Origin of the sequence: Vibrio sp. 10N.286.52.C3, assembly GCF_041468865.1 — a bacterium.
Taxonomy (GTDB): Bacteria; Pseudomonadota; Gammaproteobacteria; order Enterobacterales; family Vibrionaceae; genus Vibrio; species Vibrio crassostreae_C.
In genome coordinates this window covers 109,399-125,158 of record NZ_JBFRJM010000001.1, presented here as the reverse complement: position 1 = coordinate 125,158, position 15,760 = coordinate 109,399, and the positions used below count along the sequence as shown (strand labels likewise).

Sequence of the window (15,760 nt, the reverse complement as noted above, 5' to 3'; positions counted from 1 at the left end):
GATACTGAATTTACTGTACCTGATACAAGCGTTAAGTCTACGCCCAACCGTTTGGTGATTTTCTGCGACGAGGCATGATGTGTGGCAGAACAAGGCCTAGAAGTAGACCAATACCCGCAACACCACCACCGTACATGAAGTACTTCAATAGTAGGTCGTCTTTTTGAGTGTCTAGCTTAGCGCGCAGTTCACGGTTCTCTGTTTGAGAACTCGTTAGCTGTTGGCTAATTTCACTGTAGTTCTGTTCTAGTTCAGCAATCTGCTTGTTACGAGAATCTAGAGAGCTTGCTAGGCCAGCTTTTTCGCTGTCAGCACTCTGACGAGCATTCGCTAGCTTGCCTTTAACTTCCGTCAGCTCTTTCTCTAGCTTAGGCATACGCAGTGCCATGCTTTCTTGAGTGCTTACAAACTTGCTTTCAACCCAACCTTTACGGCCACGGTTGTCTTGAATTTGGGTGTAACCCGTACTCTTGTTAGTTTGTAGGAATGTAATCTTTTCACCAGCATCAACACTACCGATGATACGGAATGTGTTGTTTGGGCCAGAATGCATATAAGTAAATAGTTTGTCAGCAATATAACGGTCTTGTGCAAAGGCAGCTGGAGCCGCAAGCATTGCGAACAAAACTAAGCTAATCAGTTTTTTCACAGTAAATCCCTTAACGATTCAAATTGGGTAGGCGTATGAGTCAGCCTCAATCAGCAAATAATATTTAGTTTCTTTATGCGGTGCAACAAAGAAGGGAGGCAAAGCCTCCCTTTCTGTGCGTTTGAGTCAATAATGACATGGCATTTACATATCGTTACTGAAGCTCACACTGTTCTGACGCTAGTATTCACTAACGCAGTCGCGATTACATAGTAAACGCAGCTTGAATTCCGTAGAAGAACACAACAGCAAGTAGAGCACCTGCAGGTAGTGTCACAATCCAAGAAGCCACGATATTACGTACAACGCCTAAGTTTAGTGCTGCGATACCACGAGCAAAACCAACACCTAAAACAGCACCAACGAGTGTTTGTGTAGTAGAGATTGGAAGGCCAGTACCTGAAGCTAGTACAACCGTACATGCAGTTGCAAGTTGTGCAGCAAAGCCACGGCTTGGTGTTAGTTCTGTAATACCAGTACCAACGGTTGCCATTACTTTATGACCCATTGTTGCAAGACCAACAACGATACCGAATCCACCTAGAGGAAGAATCCACCATGCGATAGTACTCTTACCTGTGATTTCACCCATGTGCTCAACGGTTGATACAACAGCAGACAGTGGACCAATCGCGTTCGCAACGTCGTTTGAACCGTGTGCAAATGCCATCGCACAAGCTGTGATAACCATGAGTACAGAGAAGATGCCTTCAACACCTGCAAAGCCGTGGTCTTCTTCGCGGTTAGCGAATTTCTTCTGGATGTATAGGTAACCGCCGATCATTACAAGCGCAGAAACGCCAGCAGCCCAAACCCATGCTTCAGTGTTGCTTAGGTGAAGACCAACGTGCTTAAGGCCTTTCTTGATGGTTACAAGTGCAATTACCATTGTTGTAATGAACATGTATACCGGTACAAAGCGTTTCGCGTTAAATAGCGGGTTCTCTGTATCAAAAATCAGTCGTTGAGCACTTACAAATATGACGTAAGCGAAGAAACCGGAAATAACCGGTGTGATAATCCAACTGCCCACAATGCCTTGAACGCTGTTCCAGTCTACCGCTTCAGTACCTACAGACACACAAGCGAAGCCGATGATTGCACCGATGATTGAGTGAGTCGTAGAAACCGGCCAGCCCATGTAAGAAGCGAGAAGTAGCCATGTACCCGCAGCAAGAAGTGCTGACATCATGCCGTACACAAGTACATCTGGTTGATGAGCGAATAGAGACGTTTCGATAACACCTTTACGGATCGTGTCTGTTACTTCGCCGCCCGCAAGGTAAGCACCTGCGAATTCAAAGATCATTGCGATAATGATCGCTTGTTTAACGGTTAAAGCTTTAGAGCCTACAGAGGTGCCCATTGCGTTCGCAACGTCATTTGCACCAATACCAATAGCCATCAAGAAACCGAAAGCTGCTGCAACAATAATCAGGACAGTGCCGTAGTTAGCAAGGATATCCATCGTAATACCTAGTTGTTTGATAACAAGCGGAACAAATTTAGACGCAAAAAACCGCTCAGCGAGAGGAATACTCAGCGCATAAGTGGTTTGTTCAAAAAATGCTCTTCGTTATATGGTTAACGTATGATTTAAGATCGAGAAAGCATTACTTCAAGACGAGCGCCTACACGCTGTGCTTGATCTGCAATACCACCAACCCATTCAAGAATTTTGTATAAGAACATGATATCAACTGGATTCAGATCGCCTTCAATTGCCATTAGTTGTTGGCGTAGTTCGATCTGCATCGCATCCGTGTCATCTTCAATTACATCTAATTGATGAATCATTTCGGCAACGAGTGTTACTTCACGGCCTTTAAAGCCAGTCTCAAGTAATTCGTCTAATTCATTGATTACGTTTTGTGCTTGGTTCGCTGCATCTAGACAACGTTTAACGTAAGCGATGAAGTTTTCTTGCATAGGAGCAGGAATGACAAGTTGACGACCATATACACGGCCAGCAATGTCTTTCGCTAGGTTTGCGAGTTTGTCTTGTTGAGTTAATAGCTCCAACATATCGGTGCGATCAACTGGCATAAACAAACCACGAGGAAGTTTAAGGCGAATTTCACGTTTTAGTACGTCAGCTTCTTTCTCAAGGTGAGAAATTTGAGCTCGAATTTCTGATGCTTTTTCCCAGTCACCTTTTGAAGAAACTTCAAAGAAATTAACTAGGTGAGAACAACATTCGTTCACGCATACTACGTGACGCTGCAAAGGTTTAATTGGGGACTTTGCAAATAACCCCATAATTGTATTTACTGGCATGGTCATCCAACCTAATAAATAATAACCTTAAAACAACATACACCATATTCATGGTGAAATGTTAAGCGATGGCTACAAAGTCGCGCATGTTAACCTAATCAATCTCTCATTAAAACTGTTTTAGATCATCATAAGGGCGATATTTCTGACTTGCCGACTTTTCAAATTGGCAATATCCTGTCCCTATCTTCACAGAAAGGTATAACTATGGAAACCGAGATAGAACTGAAGTTTTTTGTTTCTCCTGAATTTTCAGAGACTTTACGCAATAAAATTGCTGAAACTAAAGTACTTCAGCACAGTTGTCGTGAGCTAGGTAACATCTACTTTGACACCGCTGACAACTGGCTACGTAAGCACGATACAGGCTTACGCATTCGACGCTTTGATGACGTATTTGTACAAACCGTAAAGACTGCTGGTCGTGTGGTTGCTGGCCTGCATCAAAGGCCTGAATACAATGCAGAACACGACAGCAATCAACCCAAGCTTGCCTTGCATCCAGAAGATATCTGGCCTGAAGGTAAAAATATCGAAACACTGGAAGCCGAGCTTACTCCACTCTTCTCTACTAACTTTACACGAGAGCAGTGGCTGATTGGCATGCCTGATGGTAGCCAAGTCGAGGTCGCATTCGATCAAGGCTTTGTTGAATCAGGCGACCTGCAAGAACCGATTTGCGAAGTCGAATTGGAACTTAAATCCGGTCAAACGGATGCGCTATTTACATTGTCTCGCCAATTCTGCGAACAAGGTGGCATGCGTTTGGGTAACCTAAGTAAAGCAGCTAAGGGTTACCGTCTTGCTCAAGGTTATCAAGGAGATGAAGTTACTCCTTTGACCTTAGTTGATACTGACAAAAGTGATACCGTTGAATCGTGTTTTATTCAATCTTTAGAGCATGCTCTCGCTCATTGGCATTATCACGAGCAGATTTTCACAGAGCGTCAATCGATTGAAGCTTTGCATGAGATCAGTCACTCGCTGAGTTTTATTCGCCAAACTTTCACTATCTATGGCGGCATTGTCCCTAGACGAGCAAGTGCGATTTTACGTCAAGAGTTGAAGTGGCTTGAGCAAGAGCTCGACTGGCTGAAAAGCTATGATCACTTCGAAGACTTGCTGGAAGATAAAGGCCATGTACTACGTAAACTCGATGCGCGTAAGTTCTTAGTCGCTGAGCTTAAAGAGATGCAAGAGCAACTGCCAGATCGTGAAGATCTGCTTACCTTGCTGAGCTCTGCTCGTTACACCGGTTTATTGTTAGATCTGAGCCGTTGGATCTTGTCTCGTGGCTGGCAACCTTTCTTAGATGAAAAAGCACGTGAGCAAATGGCTCGTGGTATCGAATGGTTTTCCGTGCAGCAACTCGATCGTACATGGGCCGATTTGATGGAAGCTTTCCCGCCAGAGCGAGTGATGACCAGCCAAGCGTATATTGATCAGCAATACCGTTTGATGCGTAATTTGTATTCTGGCGTTGGTTTCGCGAGTTTGTATAATGACGATGAACGAAACAGCTTCCGCTTGCCATGGGCCGATATGGTGCAAGGCATTGATGACTTGCTGGCACTCAAAACATTGGAGCCTTTGACTGAGAAGTTGGAAGGCGATGAGAAAGTTCAGCTAGAGCGTTGGTTGGCTCGCCAAGAAGTGTCTATTCTGCATGCGATGGAGCAGACACGACAAATCAGCGTTGAGGTTGAGCCATACTGGCAAGACTAAACTCAATACCGATATCAGTATAAGTATGAATTTGAAAATAGGGCTTCGGCCCTATTTTTTTGTTTGTTGCTCGAGCTTTTCTAGTCGCTCTAGTATTTTTTGTTGTTGCTCTATGATCTTTTCAAGATGCTTCTCTTTGTTTTCTGCTCGTTGATTCTCATGGTGAGTTGGGGAGGTGATCAGAGAAGTAATCAAGCCTGAAATCATACCAAACACACCGACACCACAGATGATCACCATTGAAGCCACTAACTGACCGGAAGTTGTCACTGGGTAATGGTCGCCATAACCCACAGTACTGATGGTCACAAACGCCCACCATAAAGCATCATGACCTGTAGTGATGTTGGCGTTCGGATCTTTGTGTTCCAATAGCAGGATCGTGCCAGCACCGATAGTCAGTAAGATCACCAAAAGCAGAATGATGGAAGCGAAAGTGGTCTCTTTCCTATTACGAAATAACTCTCTGAAAATACGTTTACTTGAACGCAGAACTAAGATGACTCGCAGAATTTGAAAAATACGGGCGAAACGAAGAGGCTCGATCATTGGGATACTTGCTAAGAAATCGATCCAGTGTACTTTTAGAAATTCTTTTTTGTTTTGTGATCTAAATAGATCAATTGTGAGCTGAAAAAGAAAAACACTACAGATTATAAAATCGAGGCCGATAAGGACTTGTTTCGATTCTTTATCGATCGGTACGAACAATAAGCCTGAGATCACAAATAACGCTAAGAAAGAGAGAATCAGTGACAATAAGCTCATCGGCTTGGTGGCGTCTTTGGTATTATTCAACATTCATACGAGGCTCAAAATAAATCGCGAACTTTGACTGACATAGCCACCTCGCGGATATAGAAGCCATCAATATATAAGAATTAATGGAGAACTGACAATGACTAAACTGTCATTCAAGCCGTGGGAAAGGGTAATCTCTGACGTTCGTCTCGTTCCAAAAATGGTCATGTTGATGATATTCAGCACTATCTTGATCATTTCGAAGCAGCTATGGGACGCAAGTACGTTTTACGATTCATTGCTTGCTGTAACGAACAATGCGCAAGTCGCACAACAGCATTACGAGACTTACCTAGTTCAAGTGGCTTGGCAAACAGCCTTGATGATCATTGTGTTTGTGGTTCTTCTGTTAGCAGCGGCGCGCGTTATGCTGCGCCAGACTCAATACCTTAATGACGCCATTAAAACCATGGCAGATAAGAACTTATCAGTGCCGATTCAAATGGACTGTAAAGATGAATACGGCGATGTGGCACGCGAACTTGAAAAAACTCGCGTCCAACTGAACGACATGATCAAAACTCAGGTGGCCTCTTCTGATGAGCTGTTTGCTCTGACGGAAGTGATGACCATCAGCATGTCTGAAACCAAAGAGTCAGCTCAAGAAGAGTTCAACGAGATCGATCAACTGGCAACAGCAATGAGTGAGATGACGTCGACGGTGCAAACTGTCGCTGAGCATGCACAAAGCGCTTCGTCATTGACTGAACAGGCATCAGGCCAAGCTCTTACTGGTCAGAAGTTCGTTCAAGGATCAGTGTCTAAGATGAGTGAGCTATCTTCAGATATCGCAGCATCTGCAGCAGCGGTAAACCAAGTAGAAGAACGCGTTGACTCAATTGGCAGTGTGGTTGGTACTATCCAAGGCATTTCAGAACAGACAAACCTACTAGCATTGAACGCTGCAATTGAAGCGGCACGTGCCGGTGAAGCGGGTCGTGGTTTTGCGGTTGTTGCTGATGAGGTTCGTAACCTTGCACAGCGCACTCAGCAAGCGACGGTAGAGATTCAAGACATGATCAGTCATCTACAAAGCAGCGCTAACTCTGCGGTAGAACTGATGGAGAAGAGTGTTGTTGAAGCGGCTGAAGGTGTAGATCTGGTGACTAACGCGGGAAGTGAGCTTGACGGCATTGTAAGCCAAGTCAATCAAATCAATGATATGAACTTCCAGATCGCGACCGCTGCAGGCCAACAGAGCAGTGTTGCTGAAGAGATGAGCGTCAACCTGACCAATGTACGCGAGCTTGTTGAAGCTTCAGTTGTGGTGGTTGGTGAACTGCTCGAGACCTCTCAGCTTATGGAAAGTAACGCGCAAGAACTCGACGGTAAGATTAAGCAATTTAAGGTTTAGTCCTCAGCACCCAATCTTCATCCGTCAAAGGCTAATTCCCAGAGACTGTTTCTCGGTTGTAAGCTCAACCAGATAAGTTAATCGATAAAACGCCCACATTGCTAATGTGGGCGTTTTTTATTGGCGTAACTTTGGTATAACTTATCTTTAGTTATGAAAACTCGTTATTGAAGAACTGAATCGATAAACCGATTGTTCGGCGCGCAGCTTATACAAGGAAGAAACATGCCATTGCCTTCTCAACTCATCACTCACTCCCAGTCTGCTTTTGAGCAATTATTAGAGCATCAAAGTGAAGCCATCAATACTTGGTCTGAGCCACTGACTGAAGATCTTAAACGTGTACTCGGTTTAAGCTGTTTTATTGGTGATTGCCTGCAGCGTGATACGGTTTTATGTGGTGACTTACCTAATATGTTGGCATGCGAAGAACGCGCTGAAGGATACCGAGAACGCTTGGCTGAATTACTTTCTAGTTGCACCGATGAAATGAGCGGTCAGCGCGTGCTGCGTCAATTCCGAAATCGAGAAATGACCTACATTGCTTGGCGTGATTTTATGGGTTCGTGGGAGCTAGAGCAGAGCCTAAATCATCTATCGATGTTGGCTGAGGCGATGATCTTCGAAACCTACCAATGGCAGTACGATATTTGTTGTAAAGAGTGGGGCACACCTTGTAATGAACAAGGCGAAGCACAGCCGATGTTGATCATTGGTATGGGCAAGCTAGGGGGCGGTGAGCTTAACTTCTCTTCCGATATCGATCTGATCTTCACCTACCCAGAGAATGGTGAAACCCAAGGTGCAAGACGCAGCATTGCCAATGCGCAGTTCTTTACACGTCTCGGGCAACGTATTATTAAGGCGCTTGATCAGCAAACCTTCGATGGATTCTGTTATCGAGTAGACATGCGCCTGCGTCCATTCGGTGAGAGTGGTCCACTGGTCATGAGTTACGCTGCGCTAGAAGATTACTATCAAGAACAAGGTCGCGATTGGGAACGCTACGCTATGGTCAAAGCGCGTGTGATGGGCAGTGAGATGTACCCTGAGTATCAAGAGCTTCGCCAAATGCTACGCCCGTTTGTGTTCCGCCGTTATATTGATTTTAGTGCGATTCAATCTCTGCGCCGAATGAAGTCTATGATCAGCAGCGAAGTGCGTCGTCGTGGTCTCTCGAACAACATCAAGCTTGGCTCTGGTGGTATTCGTGAAGTTGAGTTTATCGCACAAGTCTTCCAATTGATTCGTGGTGGACGCGAGCCTAGCTTACGCGGTCGAGGGTTACTCGAAACCTTAAGTGCGATTGAATCCCTTCATCTGCTAGAGTCTGAAGAGGTGGGGCACCTACGTGAAGCTTATCTGTTTTTGCGTCGCCTTGAGAACCTGTTACAAGCCATGGCTGATAAGCAAACTCAAACCTTACCTGACGGTGAATTCGAACAACTGCAGCTTGCGGTTGCCATGCAATTTTCCGATTGGGATAGCTTGATTGTGGCAACTCGCGCCCATATGGCGAATGTACATACCGTGTTCGAAGACCTAATTGGCGTTGATGAAGATGACGCTAATCCGATCGCGAGCCACTTTAGCGAGTTGTGGGATATGGCCCATAAACCCGATGTAATTGAGCACGTGTTGGAACACGACATTGCGGTCGCGAGCCCGCCTGATGCGGCGAAAACGATCATTCAGTTTAAAGCCGATTTGGCTAAAAAGACTCTTGGCCCTCGTGGGCGGGAAGTCCTCAATCGACTGATGCCGAAAGTGTTTCAAGCGCTGTACACCGCTAAGGATGCCGAGTTTGGTTTGTCGCGAGTACTGCATCTGCTGCATAAAATCGTTACGCGTACCACTTACCTTGAACTACTAGATGAACACCCTGCCGCGTTGACTCAGCTAGTTCGCCTGTGTACGGCAAGCCCGATGATTTCGGAGCAGTTGGGTCGTTATCCAATTCTGTTAGATGAACTTATCGACCCTCAGCAACTCTACAATCCCGTGCCTTTAGAGTCTTACAAGACCGAGTTGCGTGATTATCTAGCCCGTATCCCTGAAGATGATATGGAGCAACAGATGGAAGGTCTGCGTCAGTTTAAGCAGACCTGTATATTGAGAATTGCAGCCGCGGATATTGCGGGTGCTCTACCTGTCATGAAGGTCAGTGATCACCTGACCTACTTAGCAGAAGCCATTGTGGAGGCGGGGGTCAATCAAGCTTGGTTACAAGTATCCGCCAAGTTTGGTGAACCGACCCATGTTAAAGATCGCGAAGGTCGCGGTTTTGCTGTCGTTGGTTATGGCAAAGTCGGTGGTTGGGAGCTTGGTTATAACTCCGATCTTGATATCGTGTTCATGCACGACTGCCCGGTACACATCTATACTGATGGAAAGAAAGAGATCGATGGACGCCAATTCTACTTAAGATTAGCGCAGCGTATTATTCATATTTTCTCGACCAGAACTGCTTCTGGCATTTTGTACGAAGTCGATACTCGCCTACGCCCTTCTGGTGCATCTGGTCTATTGGTGAGTCCAACCGATGCCTTTGACGAGTATCAGCACAATGACGCGTGGACATGGGAGCACCAGGCCCTCACTCGTGCTCGTATGATTTACGGTGATGACTTATTGGTATCTGCGTTTAACAAAACTAGGCATGAGGTTTTGTGCTTGCCACGAGATGAGGCAACACTCAAAAAGTCAGTTGTGGATATGCGTGGAAAAATGCGTGGCCATTTAGGCGGTAAAAAAGCCGATCGATTCATGCTTAAACAAGATGCGGGTGGTATTACCGATATTGAATTCTTAGCGCAATATTTAGTGCTTAGATACAGTAATGAGAAACCTAAGCTTACTCGTTGGTGTGACAATGTGAGAATCTTTGAAAGCTTGTTGTCGCAAGGGATAATGGACGAGCAACAAGGTATGGCATTGACCAATGCGTACACCACATTAAGGGATGAAATCCACCACCGTAATCTACTTAACCTTGATGCGGATGTGGCGATTGAAAAGTTCGAAATGGAAAGAGAACATGTTGTTCAGGCATGGAAGCAGTGGATGGAAGCATAATTCAGTCATAGCGTAGCGAGTGCTATGTTTATCTTGATAGGCTTTTACTCATTTATCTGTAGTTTAGCCACTGTAATCAGTGTGCTAGACTCTAGCCAGATTCGATTTTTGGAGCTCAACAATGAAACCAATTCTACCTGACTACAGCCAATCAGGTGTTCTTATTGTCGGTGACGTAATGCTTGACCGTTACTGGTATGGCCCAACTGGCCGTATTTCACCAGAAGCACCAGTCCCCGTTGTGAAAGTAGAAAATAACGAAGAGCGTCCTGGTGGTGCTGCCAACGTAGCAATGAACATTGCCTCTCTTGGTGGGCATGCTCATGTTGTTGGTTTGACTGGTAAAGATGAGCCTGCTGAGGTGTTGAAAAGCACTTTAGGTGCTCTGAAGGTTAAGTGTGATTTCGTTGAGTTAGAAGACTATCCAACCATCACCAAACTACGAGTGATGAGCCGTGGTCAGCAGTTGATTCGCTTGGATTTTGAAGACAAATTCGAAAACACCAACCCAGAGCTTATTCTGTCTCGCATGGAGCAAGCCCTACCAAATGTACGTTCGGTTATCTTGTCAGATTACGCGAAAGGTGCATTAGAGCATGTACAGAGCTTCATTCAAAAAGCACGCGCAGCCAATGTTCCTGTATTCATCGATCCCAAAGGCGCGGATTTAGAGCGCTACCGTGGTGCGACATTACTTACACCAAACATGGCAGAGTTTGAGCTGGTTGCAGGTAAAGTGAAATCAGAAGAAGATCTTATCGAGAAGGGTATTGCCTTGATCGAGAAGTATGACTTTGAAGCTCTATTGGTGACTCGCAGTGAAAATGGTATGACTTTATTACGTAAAGGTCAGGCACCATTCCACTTGCCAACCCAAGCGAAAGAAGTGTACGACGTAACTGGTGCTGGTGATACGGTTATCTCAGTACTGGCTGCGTCTGTTGCAGCTGGTAAGCCATTGGATGAGGCGTGTGCACTAGCGAACGCTGCAGCTGGTGTCGTTGTTGGTAAGCTAGGTACGTCAACGTTATCCACGATAGAGCTAGCTGAAGCGATTCACGGCAGTCAAGACACAGACTACGGTGTGATCTCAGAAGCGGCACTGGTTGAAGCGGTGAAGCGTGCTCGTGCGAAAGGCGAGAAGGTAGTTATGACCAATGGCTGCTTTGATATTCTACATGCTGGTCATGTTTCTTACATGAATCACGCGGCTGAGCTGGGCGATCGTTTGATCGTTGCGGTAAATACCGATGAATCAGTGAAACGCTTGAAAGGCCCTGGTCGCCCTGTGAACCCAACTGATCGTCGTATGGCGGTATTGGCTGGCTTAGGTGCAGTTGATTGGGTTGTGCCATTCTCTGAAGATACCCCTCAACGTTTAATCTCTGAGGTACTGCCAAGCATTCTTGTGAAAGGTGGTGATTACAAGCCTGAAGAGATTGCTGGTGGTGCGGAAGTGATTGCTGCTGGTGGTGAAGTGAAAGTACTTAACTTTGAAGATGGTTGCTCTACCACTGAAATCATTAAAGCGATTAAAGGTGGTCGAGGCTAGTTTTTAGTTTTTAGTTTTTGGCGTTAAGCTTTTAGTTAGGCAGTAAATCTCGCTTTAATCGATAATAAAAATGCCGCTCAATGAGCGGCATTTTTGTAACGGTAACTTGAGTAATTAAGAGTTACTTACTTGCTACTTTTAGACCTGCGTTTACATCAACAATGTCTTGTTCGCTTAGCGTACCAACTGCTTGACGAAGCTGAAGTACACTTAGGATGTAGTTGTAACGAGCATCTGAAAGGTTTTTGTTCGCATCATATAGACGACGAGTCGAATCTAGTACGTCAACGATAGTACGAGTACCTACATCAAAACCAGCTTCTGTTGCTTCTAGAGCAGACTGAGCAGAAACTACAGACTGTTCGTAAGCGCGTAGAGCACCGATCGAAGCGCTGATGTTGTTGTTGAATGCACGTACGTCTTTTACAACGCTACGGTAAGTTGCTTCTAGATCTTCACTTGCTGCAACGTAGTTGTATTCAGCCTGTTTAGTCAATGAAGTTGTGTTACCACCTGTGTATAGAGGTACAACTAAGTTCAAACCGATGTTTAGGTTGTCAGAGTCGTAATCATTTGTGCTGTTAGAACTGTCGGTCTGTTCTGCAAGACCGTAGCTACCATCTAACGTTAAGCTTGGTAGGTGGCCAGAGCTTGCTAGAGAGATGTTATCTTTTGCTACGTCTTGAGAGATACGTGCAGCCAATAAGCTAAGGTTCTTTTGTTCTGCTTGTTCAACAAGTGCAACAGCAGACTCAGAAGATTTGCTTGCTGAGAAACGATCAGTATCTAGGATGCTTAGGTTAGAGTGTTCCTGACCTGTAATCTCACGTAGACCTTCGTAGCTATTCGTTAGGTCGTTCTCTGCAAGAACTTCATCAGCCAAAACGCCATCGTACTGAGCTTGTGCATCGTGTACATCGGTGATTGCTGAAAGACCAACTTCAAAACGTTGCTTAGTTTGTTCTAGTTGACGAGCAACCGCTGCTTTTTCTGCACGAACAAACTCTAGGTTATCTTGAGCTCTAAGTACTTCGAAGTATGCTGTTGCAACACGAAGGATCAAAGCTTGTTGTTCTGCCGCGTAAGCTGAATCAGATTGACGAGCAGTTTTCTCTGCCGTATCTAGAGTGATCCAAGAAGAACGCTGGTAAAGCTCTTGACTGAAACCAATTCCAACACCCCATTGGTTGTTGTCATTACTTGCGTCTTTATAGTCACCACGATTAATGTCGTAGTTTGCTGTTAGGTTGATTTGCGGTAACAAAGAGCTACGACTTGACGTTACTGCTTCAAAAGCGGCATCGCGCTGCGCTGCTGAACGAAGAAGTTGTGGGTCGTTCTGTTTTGCTTGGTCGTAAACTTCAGCTAGCGTATCAGCAAAAGCTGACGAACTCAGGCTGCCAATTGCTGCACTGATAAATAGTGGAAGCAGTTTTTTCATTTTCCTATTCCTGCCTTTTATGGAATTTTCTTTAGAAGAGTTTAACCCAGTTTGGTGGTAATTTACTCGAAACTTTGCACTTTTTTACAGTTAACTGTCCACTTGTGCAATATTTATTTTTTAAAGCTTAACTTTAATTATAAATTTTATATAAAAAGTTGAGCCTTATCCTTGGTAGTTAACTCGGACAATGAGTAAACTATAAAGATCACTTAGTGAGGTACCAAATGCAACAGTATGACAATCAACGACATGAGTTTACTCCGCAAGATGTGGAAATAGTCTCAAAAGAGACGCTGTTTCGTGGTTTTTTCAAAATGGTCAAGTACACATTTAAACATAGACTATTTGAGGGAGGCTGGAGCCAACCAATAGAGCGTGAGATGTTTGAGCGTGGACATGCTGCCGCTTTGCTACCTTATGATCCTGTGCGTGATGAAGTGGTGATCGTCGAACAGATCCGTGTCGGAGCCCTAGAGCATGAGAACCCATGGCAATACGAAATTGTTGCTGGGATCATTGATACGGACGAATCGCCACAAGACGTCGCTCGTCGTGAAGCAATGGAAGAAGCCGGAGTCGAAGTCGGATCTGTATTGCCTATTACTTCGTATTATCCTTCATCTGGTGGTTGCTCTGAAAAGCTCGACGTCTTTGTTGGCTGTGTTGATGCAACGACAGCCAAAGGGGTACACGGATTGGACTACGAAGGTGAAGACATTCGTGTACAAGTGATGAGTCGCGAAGCTGCTTATCAGTTGGTAAAAGATGGTGTATTTGAAAATGGAGCCACGATCATTGCGCTACAGTGGCTACAATTGAACTACCAAGAATTACAGTCAGAGTGGATAGATTAACGTCATGCCAAATATCGCGGTCAAAAAACCGTATCATGTTGATCTTGCTGAATTGATGCGAGTTTACGAGACTAACTATGCCAAACTGAACGCTTTGTTACCGGTTGGGCATGAGGTTGGTGACGTTCGCTGTTACCAAGCCGTTAATATGGTGTATCAATTGACAGTGAATGAGGTCACAAAATACACCACATTAATAGATATATGTCAGAGTGATGCGATGCCAGTGTTTCCTTTGCCAAAAATGTCTGTCAGGCTATATCACGACGCTCGAGTTGCAGAAGTGTGCGCTAGCGGGGATTTTTCGCGAGTCAAAGCGAAATATGACTACCCCAACACTAAGCTTCTGCAAAAGGACGAGAAATTTCAATTGAATAAATTTCTTGGGGAATGGTTAACGTTTTGTTTAAAAACGGGTATCAGCCGAACCCCAATTGCCTTTTAATTGAGCCTATTTATCAACACTTTTAAAGTCTAAACAGTAACGTATCTGGATTTGTTATTTTGGAATTATCACGCACTTCAAAATTTGATGAGAGCACTATTAAGCTTGTGCAGCTAACGGACACGCATTTATTTGCGCCGAGCAATGGCAGCTTATTAAGCATCAACACTCAAGATAGCTTTCGTGCTGTAGTCGATGGCATTGTTAGTCAGGGCTTTGACTATCAAGCGATTTTAGCAACCGGTGATATATCTCAAGATCACAGTGCTGAGTCGTACCAGAAATTTGAGTCAGGGATTCAGCCTTTGGAAAAGCCATGCTATTGGCTGCCAGGGAACCATGACTTTAAGCCTAATATGGGCAGTGTTTTACCATCACCACAAATACAGTGTGTTGAGCATGTCTTGCTAGGCGATAACTGGCAGATGGTGATGCTAGACTCGCAGGTGGTTGGTGTGCCTCATGGTCGCCTCAGCGATCAACAGCTTGACCTATTAGAACAGAAGCTGACGGAGTTCCCTGAACGTAATACCTTGGTTCTATTGCACCACCATCCATTGTTGGTTGGCAGCGCATGGTTAGATCAACATAACCTAAAAGACGCCGATCAATTTTGGGATGTGGTTCAACAGCACACCAATGTTAAAGCCGTACTGTGTGGTCACGTTCATCAAGACATGAACCGAGATCATCATGGTGTACAAGTCATGGCAACACCGTCGACTTGTGTGCAATTCAAACCTAACTCAGATGACTTCGCGGTTGATACTTTGTCTCCGGGCTGGAGAGAGATTGAATTACATCAAGACGGTACCGTTAGCACGCAAGTTCGTCGTCTGCCTCATGGGCAGTTCTTGCCTGATTTTAAGGCTGCTGGTTACTAATGAAGGCGGTTATTGATGCCAGGCTCTAATCAACAAGCTAATAAGCCATCGCTGCTTCTCTATATTCACGGATTTAACAGCTCATCACGTTCTCATAAAGCGAATGTGATGGCAGATTACTGTGCGGAGCATCGCGCTGATATTAAAGTCGTAACCCCTCAACTGCCGAGTTTCCCTCAACAAGCGGCACTTCATTTACAGCAGCTGGTGGAGCAATACAAAGAGCAATATCAAATAGCGTTGGTCGGTAGCTCGCTGGGTGGCTATCTTTCAACATGGCTGAATAGCCACTATGGTTTTAAAGCGGTGGTTGTAAACCCAGCAGTGAAGCCGTATGAGCTTCTTGCTGACTATTTAGGTGAACAAGTAAACCCATACACAGATGAACGATATGTACTGGAAACAAAACATATTGATGAACTGAAGGCGTTAGAGGTTTCGGCTATCGCTAAGCCGAGCGACTTCTGGTTACTTCAGCAAACGGAAGACGAAGTTCTGGATTACCGACAAGCGGTAGAGAAGTACCAAGGTGCAACACAGACAGTAGAAGAGGGCGGGGATCATAGCTTTGTTGATTTTGAACGCTACCCACAACAAATCATCACCTTTCTAAATCTTTAATCTGTTCCACCAACCAAGTGATTTTCTCTTGTTTGCCTGTTATTTCATCTATCAATGGTGAAATATCATAGTTTGATGT

General features: G+C 44.9%; 13 protein-coding genes. 8 read left to right on the top strand and 5 right to left on the bottom strand.

Annotated features, from left to right (window positions below):
- Positions 1–37: 37 nt before the first annotated feature.
- The 3 genes from AB4138_RS00505 to AB4138_RS00495 form a co-directional block, all read right to left on the bottom strand.
- Positions 38–649 (bottom strand): TIGR04211 family SH3 domain-containing protein, encoded by a 612-nt coding sequence (locus AB4138_RS00505; protein WP_017062917.1) that lies wholly within the window; start codon positions 647–649, stop codon positions 38–40.
- Between the two features lie 205 nt (positions 650–854).
- Positions 855–2,117 (bottom strand): inorganic phosphate transporter, encoded by a 1,263-nt coding sequence (locus AB4138_RS00500; protein ID WP_017062916.1) that lies wholly within the window; start codon positions 2,115–2,117, stop codon positions 855–857.
- Positions 2,118–2,245: 128 nt separating this feature from the next.
- Entirely contained in the window at positions 2,246–2,926 is a 681-nt protein-coding gene (locus tag AB4138_RS00495; RefSeq protein ID WP_010434644.1) for a TIGR00153 family protein, read from the bottom strand.
- Between the two features lie 207 nt (positions 2,927–3,133).
- Between AB4138_RS00495 and AB4138_RS00490 the strand changes: the two genes are divergently transcribed.
- Positions 3,134–4,651 (top strand): CYTH domain-containing protein, encoded by a 1,518-nt coding sequence (locus AB4138_RS00490; protein WP_372304645.1) that lies wholly within the window; start codon positions 3,134–3,136, stop codon positions 4,649–4,651.
- Between the two features lie 51 nt (positions 4,652–4,702).
- Here AB4138_RS00490 and AB4138_RS00485 read toward each other — a convergent pair whose 3' ends face one another.
- Complete coding sequence (locus tag AB4138_RS00485) at positions 4,703–5,452, bottom strand: potassium channel family protein (protein ID WP_102321461.1); 750 nt, start codon at positions 5,450–5,452, stop codon at positions 4,703–4,705.
- A 97-nt stretch (positions 5,453–5,549) separates the two neighbouring features.
- On the opposite strand from AB4138_RS00485, the gene AB4138_RS00480 reads away from it, so the two are divergent.
- The 3 genes from AB4138_RS00480 to hldE all read left to right on the top strand — a co-directional run bounded on the left by AB4138_RS00480 (position 5,550) and on the right by hldE (position 11,433).
- Positions 5,550–6,806: a methyl-accepting chemotaxis protein gene (locus AB4138_RS00480; RefSeq protein WP_017061421.1), complete on the top strand. Its 1,257-nt coding sequence runs from the start codon at positions 5,550–5,552 to the stop codon at positions 6,804–6,806.
- 225 nt (positions 6,807–7,031) lie between these two features.
- Positions 7,032–9,881: a bifunctional [glutamate--ammonia ligase]-adenylyl-L-tyrosine phosphorylase/[glutamate--ammonia-ligase] adenylyltransferase gene (glnE, locus tag AB4138_RS00475; protein ID WP_372304643.1), complete on the top strand. Its 2,850-nt coding sequence runs from the start codon at positions 7,032–7,034 to the stop codon at positions 9,879–9,881.
- 121 nt (positions 9,882–10,002) lie between these two features.
- The gene (hldE, locus tag AB4138_RS00470) at positions 10,003–11,433 is read left to right on the top strand and encodes a bifunctional D-glycero-beta-D-manno-heptose-7-phosphate kinase/D-glycero-beta-D-manno-heptose 1-phosphate adenylyltransferase HldE (RefSeq protein ID WP_017069485.1); all 1,431 of its coding nucleotides are present in this window, start codon (positions 10,003–10,005) and stop codon (positions 11,431–11,433) included.
- A 121-nt stretch (positions 11,434–11,554) separates the two neighbouring features.
- On the opposite strand, the gene tolC is transcribed toward hldE, so the two are convergent.
- On the bottom strand, positions 11,555–12,874 hold the full coding sequence (gene tolC, locus AB4138_RS00465; RefSeq protein WP_132762217.1) for an outer membrane channel protein TolC: 1,320 nt from the start codon (positions 12,872–12,874) through the stop codon (positions 11,555–11,557).
- Between the two features lie 227 nt (positions 12,875–13,101).
- On the opposite strand from tolC, the gene nudF reads away from it, so the two are divergent.
- From nudF to yqiA, 4 genes are read left to right on the top strand one after another with little or no spacing between them, the layout of a single operon-like run.
- Positions 13,102–13,731 carry an ADP-ribose diphosphatase gene (gene nudF / locus AB4138_RS00460; RefSeq protein WP_017061425.1) on the top strand — a complete coding sequence of 210 codons (630 nt, stop codon included), beginning with the start codon at positions 13,102–13,104 and terminating at the stop codon, positions 13,729–13,731.
- 4 nt (positions 13,732–13,735) lie between these two features.
- Positions 13,736–14,176: a DUF1249 family protein gene (locus AB4138_RS00455; protein WP_008222561.1), complete on the top strand. Its 441-nt coding sequence runs from the start codon at positions 13,736–13,738 to the stop codon at positions 14,174–14,176.
- A gap of 59 nt (positions 14,177–14,235) precedes the next feature.
- Positions 14,236–15,060: a 3',5'-cyclic-AMP phosphodiesterase gene (cpdA, locus tag AB4138_RS00450; RefSeq protein WP_372304641.1), complete on the top strand. Its 825-nt coding sequence runs from the start codon at positions 14,236–14,238 to the stop codon at positions 15,058–15,060.
- Between the two features lie 15 nt (positions 15,061–15,075).
- Entirely contained in the window at positions 15,076–15,681 is a 606-nt protein-coding gene (gene yqiA, locus AB4138_RS00445; protein WP_017061427.1) for an esterase YqiA, read from the top strand.
- The last annotated feature ends 79 nt before the right edge of the window (positions 15,682–15,760 follow it).

Coding starts and splice junctions, on each gene's coding strand:
- AB4138_RS00480 (WP_017061421.1), top strand. CDS start 5,550: ATGACTAAACTGTCATTCAAGCCGTGGGAAAGGGTAATCTCTGACGTT.
- nudF (WP_017061425.1), top strand. CDS start 13,102: ATGCAACAGTATGACAATCAACGACATGAGTTTACTCCGCAAGATGTG.
- AB4138_RS00495 (WP_010434644.1), bottom strand. CDS start 2,926: ATGCCAGTAAATACAATTATGGGGTTATTTGCAAAGTCCCCAATTAAA.
- AB4138_RS00490 (WP_372304645.1), top strand. CDS start 3,134: ATGGAAACCGAGATAGAACTGAAGTTTTTTGTTTCTCCTGAATTTTCA.
- AB4138_RS00485 (WP_102321461.1), bottom strand. CDS start 5,452: ATGTTGAATAATACCAAAGACGCCACCAAGCCGATGAGCTTATTGTCA.
- glnE (WP_372304643.1), top strand. CDS start 7,032: ATGCCATTGCCTTCTCAACTCATCACTCACTCCCAGTCTGCTTTTGAG.
- AB4138_RS00500 (WP_017062916.1), bottom strand. CDS start 2,117: ATGGATATCCTTGCTAACTACGGCACTGTCCTGATTATTGTTGCAGCA.
- hldE (WP_017069485.1), top strand. CDS start 10,003: ATGAAACCAATTCTACCTGACTACAGCCAATCAGGTGTTCTTATTGTC.
- AB4138_RS00455 (WP_008222561.1), top strand. CDS start 13,736: ATGCCAAATATCGCGGTCAAAAAACCGTATCATGTTGATCTTGCTGAA.
- tolC (WP_132762217.1), bottom strand. CDS start 12,874: ATGAAAAAACTGCTTCCACTATTTATCAGTGCAGCAATTGGCAGCCTG.
- yqiA (WP_017061427.1), top strand. CDS start 15,076: ATGCCAGGCTCTAATCAACAAGCTAATAAGCCATCGCTGCTTCTCTAT.